The sequence below is a fragment of the Gordonia rhizosphera NBRC 16068 genome, assembly GCF_000298195.1.
GTDB classification, from domain to species: domain Bacteria; phylum Actinomycetota; class Actinomycetes; order Mycobacteriales; family Mycobacteriaceae; genus Gordonia; species Gordonia rhizosphera.
Genome location: NZ_BAHC01000154.1, coordinates 56,686 through 65,211, shown reverse-complemented (window position 1 = coordinate 65,211; position 8,526 = coordinate 56,686). Strand labels below are relative to the sequence as shown.

Below are 8,526 nucleotides of genomic sequence, written 5' to 3'. Positions count from 1 at the left end.
AAGACGATCAAGGGCATCGACCGCAAGACCGACGACGCGTTGTGGAAGCGGTACGCAAAGGCCCGAGACGCCTTCAACCGCCGCCGGGGAGCGCATTTCGCCGAGCTCGACCGCGAGCGGGCGGGCGCCAAGGCACGCAAGGAGGAGCTGATCGTACGGGCCGAGGAGCTGTCCTCGTCCACCGACTGGGGTACGACATCAGCGAAGTTCCGTGAGCTGCTCGTCGAGTGGAAGGCCGCCGGACGCGCGCCCCGCGACGCCGACGACGCCCTGTGGCACCGGTTCAAGGCGGCCCAGGATGTCTTCTTCGCCGCGCGCAACTCGGCCACCTCCGAGCGCGACAACGAGTACGCGGCGAACGCATCGGCCAAGATCGCGTTGCTCGAGGAGGCCGAGAAGACCATCGATCCCGTCACCGACATGGACGCCGCGCGTCGCGATTTCCGCGCGTTCCGCGACAAGTGGGACGAAATCGGCAAGGTGCCGCGCGAGCAGATGGGCAGCCTCGAGGGGCGGGCACGAGCGCTCGAGAAGCGCATCCGCGACGCCGAGGACGCCCAGTGGCAGCGCACCGATCCGGAGGCGGAGGCGCGCGCCGCTCAGTTCGCCGACCGCGCGGCCCAACTCGAGGAGCAGGCCCGCAAGGCGGAGGAGCGGGGCAAGGCCAAGGACGCCGCGAAGCTGCGTGAGCAGGCGGCGCAGTGGCAGGAGTGGGCACAGGCAGCGGCCAGCGCCATCGCCGACCGCTGAGCGATCAGGCGAGCGCCGAGGGGCCATCAGGCGAGCGCTCAGCGATCAAGCGAGCGCCGCGACCGTCAGGAGTCCTGCTGCTCGGAGTTCTGCGGGGTCGCCTTGCGATGCAGGGACCGCGCGTGTTCCTCGCGGGCGGCGGCCTCCTTGCGTCGTTCCTCCTCCAGTGCCAGGTGGTAGTTGCTGCGCGCCCACACCACCCGCGACCAGTGGAAGGTCAGTACGAATACCGCGATCCAGCCCAGGATCAGGCCGATCCCGACCCCCGACGGCGGTTCCACGCCCCCAACACCGGGCGTGTTCCGCGACCACCACGCGAGCATCCCCGCCACGCAGGCGACAGCGCTGCCGCACAACGCAATCCACGCCATTATCCAGCGCCTGGTCAGCAGCGCCAGCACCGAGAACCCGATCCCGAAGATCACCAGCAGGTAGACGAACACCTCAGAGGTGATGGTGACCCGTTCGGCCTCCGCGTCCGGCGCGAAGGTGAGGACTTCGATGCCGCTGGCGGAGCCGGTGTGCGGCAGGACCAGAGAGGCCATCGCGAGCAGGACCGCGACCGCGACCACCACGGCGCGCATCCCCGGATCGATCTCACCGGCAACCTTGCGCTCGGCCTTGCGCAGATCACCCTCGTACGCGGCGAACTTCCCGGCGTCACTCATCAGCCACAACCTCCTGAACACCCGACCGTCACGGGTTCGGGCGGCGCCGCACCGATCGTCGGCATCCCGAGCCCGACGCCGACGGCGGGTGTCGTCGGCGTTTGGTTGGCTTCGTGGGCGTCGCCGGCGCGGGTCCGACGATGTGTGGCCACCCCGGCATCGGCGATCAGATGATGCGGCGCCGCACCGGTGATGTGGGTCGTCACCACATCGCCGGGCCGGATGCCCTCGCCGGTGGAGCGATCCCCCGCCGCGAAATGCACGAGCCGACCGTCGCGCGCCCGCCCGGTCATCCGATGATGGTGCGCCGATTTGCGGCCCTCGTCGGCGACGACGAGCAACTCCACCTCGGACCCGACGAGACCTTCGTTCTCGGTCAGGCAGATCTGTTCCTGCAGCGCGATGAGGCGCTGGTAGCGCTCACCGACCACGTCGGGCGGCACCTGGTCGGGCATCGTCGCGGCCGGGGTCCCGGGCCGGGGCGAGTACTGGAAGGTGAAGGCGCTCGAGAACCGTGCCGCCGCGACCACGTCGAGGGTCTCCTGGAAATCCTCCTCGGTCTCGCCCGGGAAGCCGACGATGATGTCGGTGGTGATCGCCGCATGCGGCATCGCCTCGCGCACCTTGTCCAGGATGCCGAGGAATCTGCGCTGCCGGTAGCTGCGTCGCATGGCCTTGAGGATCCGATCCGAACCCGACTGCAACGGCATGTGCAGCTGTGGGCAGACGTTCGGTGTCTGCGCCATCGCCTCGATCACGTCGTCGGTGAACTCGGCGGGATGCGGTGAGGTGAACCGCACCCGTTCGAGGCCGTCGATGTCCCCGCAGGCGCACAGCAACTCGGCGAACGCCCCGCGATTGCGGGGCTGGCCCGGGTCGGCGAAGGACATGCCGTAGGCGTTCACGTTCTGACCGAGCAGTGTGATCTCGAGGACACCTTGGTCGACGAGCGCCTGCACCTCGGCCAGGACGTCGCCGGGCCGGCGGTCGACCTCCTTGCCGCGCAGCGACGGGACGATGCAGAACGTGCAGGTGTTGTTGCAGCCGACCGAAACCGACACCCAGCCCGAATACGCCGATTCGCGCTTGGCCGGCAACGTCGAGGGGAATCGCTCCAGGGAGTCGAGAATCTCGACCTGGGCGGCGTCGTTGTGCCGGGAACGGTCGAGCAGCGCGGGCAGCGAACCGATGTTGTGGGTGCCGAAGACGACGTCCACCCACGGCGCCTTGCGCAACACCGTGTCCTTGTCCTTCTGGGCCAGGCATCCGCCGACGGCGATCTGCATGCCCGGACGGGCCGACTTCACCGGCGCCAGATGTGACAGGTTCCCGTAGAGCTTGTTGTCGGCGTTCTCGCGGATCGCGCAGGTGTTGAACACCACCAGATCCGCGTCGGTCCCCTCGGCGGCCCGGACATAGCCGGCGTCCTCCAACAACCCCGCGATCCGCTCCGAATCGTGGACGTTCATCTGGCAGCCGTAGGTGCGGACCTGATAGCTGCGACCGGGCGCAACACGCCGCTCGGACAAGTCGATACTCACCCATTCAGGGTACGGGCCTGCGCAAATCGCGATCCCCGCCGACGGGATGGCCGATGAACAGGACGTGGCGCGCGGACGGCACTAGGGTGCATTTATGACCGATTCGCCGATCGAGGACACCGCGACGGACTCGTCACGGCCGATGATCGCCATGAAGAACGTGCAGAAGCACTTCGGCTCTCTCCACGTGCTGAGGGACATCGATCTCGAGGTGCCTGCCGGGCAGGTGGTGGTGGTGCTCGGCCCCTCGGGTTCGGGCAAGTCGACTCTGTGCCGCACCATCAACCGACTCGAGCCCATCGACAGCGGTGAGATCTATGTCGAGGGCATCCTGCTCCCCGACGAGGGCAAGGACCTCGCGCGCCTGCGTGCCGACGTGGGGATGGTCTTCCAGTCGTTCAACCTGTTCGCGCACAAGACGATCCTCGAGAACGTCACGCTGGCGCCGATGAAGGTACGCAAGAAGAGCAAGGCCGACGCCACCAAGCGAGCCATCGAACTGCTCGAGCGGGTCGGCATCGCCAGTCAGAAGGACAAATACCCCGCCCAACTCTCCGGCGGTCAGCAACAGCGCGTCGCGATCGCGCGGTCTCTGGCCATGGAGCCCAAGGTGATGCTGTTCGACGAGCCGACCTCGGCGCTCGATCCGGAGATGGTCAACGAGGTGCTCGACGTGATGGTCTCCCTCGCCAAGGAGGGGATGACGATGCTGGTGGTGACCCACGAGATGGGTTTCGCCCGCAAGGCTGCCGACCGCGTCATCTTCATGGCCGACGGTGCGATCGTCGAGGACGATGATCCGGAAACGTTCTTCTCGAATCCCTCATCGGAGCGCGCGCGGGATTTCCTCGGAAAGATCCTGGGCCACTGACATGGGCGCAGCACCAGCCACATCGCGCCGACGCCCGCACGGACGTTCCGGCATCTCGATCCTCGCCCTCGCGGTTGTTCTCATCGCCGGAGCGCTGGCGGCGTGTGGCAGTTCCGAGCCCAAGAACCTGATCGATTCGATCCGCAGCGGCACCGTCGTACTCGGCACCAAGTACGACCAGCCCGGCTTGGGTCTGCGCAATCCCGACAAGTCGGTGACCGGCTTCGATCCGGCCGTCGCGACGTTCGTGGTGAACCACATAGCCGACTCTCTCGGCGTCGATCACCCCGAGATCAGGTGGCGCGAAACCCCGTCGGCTCAGCGCGAGACGCTGATCAACAACGGCGAGGTGGACATGATCACCGCCACCTACTCGATCACGTCTGCCCGGGCCAAGAAGGTCGACTTCGGCGGGCCATACCTCATCAACTACCAGGGTCTCCTGGTGCGTGAGGACGACGACTCGATCACCACCCTCACCGACCTGAACAAGGGCAAGAAGCTCTGTTCGGTGACCGGGTCGACGTCGGCCCAGAACGTCAAGGCACAGCTTCCGTCCGTGCAGCTCCAGGAATACGACTCCTATTCGTCCTGTGTGGAGGCGCTGCGTCGCGGCAAGGTCGATGCGCTGACCACCGACGAGGTCATCCTGGCCGGCTACGCCAACTTCTTTCCGGGCGAGTTCAAGCTTGTCGACATGGTCTATCCGAAGGACGCGTGCGTCAAGGACGCGCTCAAGACGGCCGGCACACCGTTCTCGACGGAGTACTACGGCGTCGGCCTGGCCAAAGAGTTCCCGGAGTCGGTGACCAAGGTCAACGAGGCGCTCGACGCGATGATGGTCCCCGGCCCCGACGGCGTGTCGCCCTGGGACCGCGCGCTGCGCGATTCGATCGGCAACGAGCAGGTGGACTACATGATCGTGCGCGCCGACAAGCCGGACTCCCGCTACAAGTTCACCCCCGACCCGGGGAATCTCAGCTTTCTCGATTCGGAGCCGACACCCTGCCCACCGGGCCTGAGCTGACGAGGAAGGGACGAACCGGACATGAGTGAACTCTGGTCGGACATGGGGCCACAGCTGTGGCCCGCCTTCTGGGTGACCCTGAAACTGACGTTCTTCTCGGCCATCGGCGCGCTCATCTGGGGCACACTGCTGGCCGCCATGCGGGTGTCCCCGGTCCCGGTGATGCGCGGATTCGCCGGGGTGTACGTGAACATCGTGCGCAACACGCCCCTGACACTGATCGTGCTGTTCTGCTCCATCGGTCTCTATCAGAACCTGGGCCTGGCATTGGCGCCGGACAACGCGAACTTCATCAAGAACAACAACTTCTGGCTCGCGGTCCTCGCGTTCATCCTCTACACCGCGACCTTCGTCTGCGAGACGCTGCGGTCCGGCTTCAACACGGTGCCCATCGGTCAGGCCGAGGCCGCACGCTCACTGGGCCTGACCTTCCCACAGGTCCTCGGGATCATCGTGCTGCCACAGGCCATCCGGTCGGTGATCGGGCCACTCGGCAGCGTGCTCATCGCCCTGACGAAGAACACCACCATCGCCTCGGTCATCGGGGTCGCAGAGGCATCCCTGCTGATGAAGGAGGAGATCGAGACGTACTCCGACCAGATCGTGGCGATCTTCGTGATCATCGCCGCCGGCTTCATGATCATCACGCTCACCGAAGGGTTTGTCTTCGGCTACCTCGCCAAGCGACTGGCGGTGAAGCGATGAGCGAGAACGCAACCGTCCTCTACGACGCACCCGGCCCGAAAGCACGACGTCGGAACGCGATCACCGCGGTGGTGTTCATCGCGGTGTTGGTGGCGATCGCCATCTACGTCCTGGTCGTCCTGGCCGGCAACGATCAGCTGACCACGGACAAGTGGAACCCGTTCATCAAGTCGACGACGTGGACGACCTACGTCCTGCCCGGACTGTGGGGCACGCTCAAGGCCGCCGCCCTGTCGATCATCCTGGCCTTGGCGCTCGGCGCGGTCCTGGGGGTCGGGCGCCTCTCCGATCATCTGTGGGTGCGGACGCTCTCTGGTCTGTTCGTCGAGATCTTCCGAGCGATCCCGGTGCTGATCCTCATGATCTTCGCCTACTACCTGTACGCCGACTACGCGATCTTCCCCTCGTCTCAGCTTGCCTTCGCCGCCGTGGTGACCGGCCTGACGCTCTACAACGGTTCGGTCATCGCCGAGATCCTGCGATCCGGAATCAACTCGCTGCCGAAGGGACAGACCGAGGCATCGAGGGCCCTGGGATTGCGCAAGGGCCAGATGATGCGGAGCATCCTGCTACCACAGGCGGTCACGGCGATGCTGCCGGCGCTGGTCTCGCAGATGGTCATCGCGCTCAAGGACAGCGCCCTCGGCTACGCGATCGGTTACGTCGAGGTGGTTCGCTCCGGCATCCAGTCGGCGTCGTACTACGGGAATTATCTACCTGCCCTCGTCGTCGTGGCGCTCGTGATGATCGCCATCAACTTCGGACTGTCATCGCTGGCCCATTACCTCGAGAGGCGTCTGCGTACCGGGCGCCGCAAGACGGCGGTCGTCGATGGCGAGGACGCCGATCTCGCGGCGATGGAGAACATGCCGAACTTCGGGTCGAAGAAGTAGCCGGTCAGTCGGCTGCCGCGTCCAGCGCCTCGTTGACCACGTCGATGGCCATCGACTGCGGGTAGCCGCGGCGCAGGAGTTGCCCGACGAGGCGGCGGAACAGCCTGTCGCGCATCGCCGGGTCCTCCCGCAGCTGGTCGACCTGGACGGGGGTGAGCTTCTTGGCGACCAGACCGCCGGCGACAGCACGCTCATCGGTGGGGTCGACCTCGGCGAGGGCGGATTCGATGGTTGCGCCATCGATCCCCTTCGCACGTAGCTCCTGCCGGAGCGCCACGCGTCCCCGAGCGGAGTTCGTGCCCCGCGAACGCACCCATTCGGCGGCGAACTCCGTGTCGTCGACGAGATCGTGTTTGTCCAGCCGCGCCAGCACATCGTCGATCGTCTCGGCATCGAAGCCCTTGCGGGCGAGACGATCCCTCATCTCCTGGCGCGACCGCGCGCGGACCCCGAGGAGTCGGAGGGCGGCATCCCAGGCGCTGGGTCCGGTCCGTTCCCCGGGGTCCGATGTCGTGGTCATCGTCGAATCGACTCGGCGGATCAGAACTCCACCGGCGCCGGGGCGACGTCGTCGGCGTCGACCACCGCTCCGATACCGAGCTTCTCCTTGATCTTCTTCTCGATCTCGTCGCGGATGTCGTCGTTCTCCAGCAAGAATTTCCGCGCGTTCTCCTTGCCCTGGCCGAGCTGATCACCGTCATAGGTGAACCACGAGCCCGACTTGCGGATGAAGCCCTCGGCCACGCCCATGTCGATGAGCGAGCCCTCCTTGCTGATGCCCTGGCCGTAGAGGATGTCGAACTCGGCCTGCTTGAACGGCGGGGCCACCTTGTTCTTCACGACCTTCACCCGGGTGCGGTTGCCGACGGCCTCGGTTCCGTCCTTGAGGGTCTCGATGCGCCGGACATCAAGCCGCACAGAGGAATAGAACTTCAGCGCCTTGCCGCCCGTGGTGGTCTCCGGGGAGCCGAACATCACGCCGATCTTCTCGCGCAGCTGGTTGATGAAGATGGCGGTGGTCTTCGAGTTGCTCAGCGCCGACGTCATCTTGCGCAGTGCCTGACTCATCAGACGGGCCTGCAGACCGACGTGGCTGTCACCCATCTCGCCCTCGATCTCGGCCTTGGGGACGAGTGCGGCGACCGAGTCGATGACCAGGATGTCCAGCGCGCCGGACCGGATCAACATGTCCGCGATCTCGAGCGCCTGCTCACCGGTGTCGGGCTGGGACACCAGCAACGCATCGGTGTCCACGCCGAGCCGGGCGGCGTAGTCGGGGTCGAGGGCGTGCTCGGCATCGATGAAGGCCGCGATGCCACCGGCCGCCTGTGCGTTGGCCACGGCGTGCAGGGCGACGGTGGTCTTGCCAGAGGACTCCGGGCCGTAGATCTCGACGACGCGGCCCCGCGGGAGACCTCCGATACCGAGCGCGACATCCAGCGCGATCGATCCGGTGGGGATCACCTCGATCGGCTGGCGGCTCTCCTCTCCGAGTCGCATGACCGAACCCTTGCCGAAACTCTTGTCGATCTGTGCCAGCGCCAGATCGAGGGCCTTCTCCCGGTCCTGAGGTGCAGCTGCCATGGGGTTCTCCTCCGAACTCTCCGCCGGTCATCCGGTCGGATGGTGGGTCTGTACATTGTCGGCTGACGTGATCTGCACGTTAGCCGGAGGGTCTGACAATCTCCGTTTAGCGGTTCGTCTCCGTTGAGCGGTTCGTGGTTTCTCGGGCGGTTCTCATGCTTGTGGTGCTGTTCCACTTAGACGCGCATGGCCCGAGTCCGGTTCCGTCATGTACCCAACAATGAACGAACATGTGTTCGATGGCAAGTGTGACACGCGCGGCCGGTGCAGTCCGGGCGCGCGGCTACCAGCGCTCGCGCGGAACGTCGAAATCCCGGCAGATCGCGACCCAGACATCTCGTGGGTCTACGCCGTCCTCGATCGCCTGCGCGCCGGTGCGCCCGCCGAACTCGGTGAGCACGTGGTCGACCAGGATGGAATCGGCCGACTGCCCCCCGAACTCCGCGGTGATCAACTCGGTGAACTCGGTCAGACGCACGCCCGACAG

The 8,526-nt window shown here is 66.1% G+C and carries 10 protein-coding genes; 5 read left to right on the top strand and 5 right to left on the bottom strand.

What is annotated here, in order from left to right:
* Positions 1 to 750, top strand: a 750-nt coding sequence (locus GORHZ_RS19350; protein WP_006335970.1) for a DUF349 domain-containing protein, incomplete at its 5' end; no start/stop codon positions are given.
* A 65-nt stretch (positions 751 to 815) separates the two neighbouring features.
* Here GORHZ_RS19350 and GORHZ_RS19345 read toward each other — a convergent pair.
* Positions 816 to 1,418 (bottom strand): Rv2732c family membrane protein, encoded by a 603-nt coding sequence (locus tag GORHZ_RS19345; RefSeq protein ID WP_006335969.1) that lies wholly within the window; start codon positions 1,416 to 1,418, stop codon positions 816 to 818.
* Positions 1,418 to 2,959, bottom strand: coding sequence for a tRNA (N6-isopentenyl adenosine(37)-C2)-methylthiotransferase MiaB (gene miaB, locus GORHZ_RS19340; RefSeq protein ID WP_006335968.1), 1,542 nt, complete (start codon positions 2,957 to 2,959; stop codon positions 1,418 to 1,420). The genes GORHZ_RS19345 and miaB overlap by 1 nt, the downstream gene beginning before the upstream one ends.
* Before the next feature lie 142 nt (positions 2,960 to 3,101).
* Here miaB and GORHZ_RS19335 point away from each other — a divergent pair, with 142 nt between their 5' ends.
* The 4 genes from GORHZ_RS19335 to GORHZ_RS19320 are packed head-to-tail and all read left to right on the top strand — an operon-like array spanning position 3,102 to position 6,455.
* Positions 3,102 to 3,830 carry an amino acid ABC transporter ATP-binding protein gene (locus GORHZ_RS19335; RefSeq protein WP_085948723.1) on the top strand — a complete coding sequence of 243 codons (729 nt, stop codon included), beginning with the start codon at positions 3,102 to 3,104 and terminating at the stop codon, positions 3,828 to 3,830.
* Between the two features lies 1 nt (position 3,831).
* A complete protein-coding gene (locus GORHZ_RS19330) occupies positions 3,832 to 4,857 on the top strand; it encodes a glutamate ABC transporter substrate-binding protein (protein ID WP_006335961.1) in 1,026 nt (341 codons plus the stop codon).
* A 21-nt stretch (positions 4,858 to 4,878) separates the two neighbouring features.
* Positions 4,879 to 5,562, top strand: coding sequence for an amino acid ABC transporter permease (locus tag GORHZ_RS19325; RefSeq protein WP_006335960.1), 684 nt, complete (start codon positions 4,879 to 4,881; stop codon positions 5,560 to 5,562).
* Positions 5,559 to 6,455, top strand: coding sequence for an amino acid ABC transporter permease (locus GORHZ_RS19320; protein WP_006335959.1), 897 nt, complete (start codon positions 5,559 to 5,561; stop codon positions 6,453 to 6,455). The genes GORHZ_RS19325 and GORHZ_RS19320 overlap by 4 nt, the downstream gene beginning before the upstream one ends.
* Before the next feature lie 4 nt (positions 6,456 to 6,459).
* Here the strand turns inward: GORHZ_RS19320 and GORHZ_RS19315 are convergent, their stop codons facing one another.
* The 3 genes from GORHZ_RS19315 to GORHZ_RS19305 form a co-directional block, all read right to left on the bottom strand.
* On the bottom strand, positions 6,460 to 6,975 hold the full coding sequence (locus GORHZ_RS19315) for a regulatory protein RecX (RefSeq protein ID WP_006335958.1): 516 nt from the start codon (positions 6,973 to 6,975) through the stop codon (positions 6,460 to 6,462).
* A 20-nt stretch (positions 6,976 to 6,995) separates the two neighbouring features.
* Positions 6,996 to 8,039, bottom strand: coding sequence for a recombinase RecA (gene recA / locus GORHZ_RS19310; RefSeq protein ID WP_006335957.1), 1,044 nt, complete (start codon positions 8,037 to 8,039; stop codon positions 6,996 to 6,998).
* Between the two features lie 283 nt (positions 8,040 to 8,322).
* Positions 8,323 to 8,517, bottom strand: coding sequence for a DUF3046 domain-containing protein (locus tag GORHZ_RS19305; protein WP_040532545.1), 195 nt, complete (start codon positions 8,515 to 8,517; stop codon positions 8,323 to 8,325).
* Positions 8,518 to 8,526: the final 9 nt, after the last annotated feature.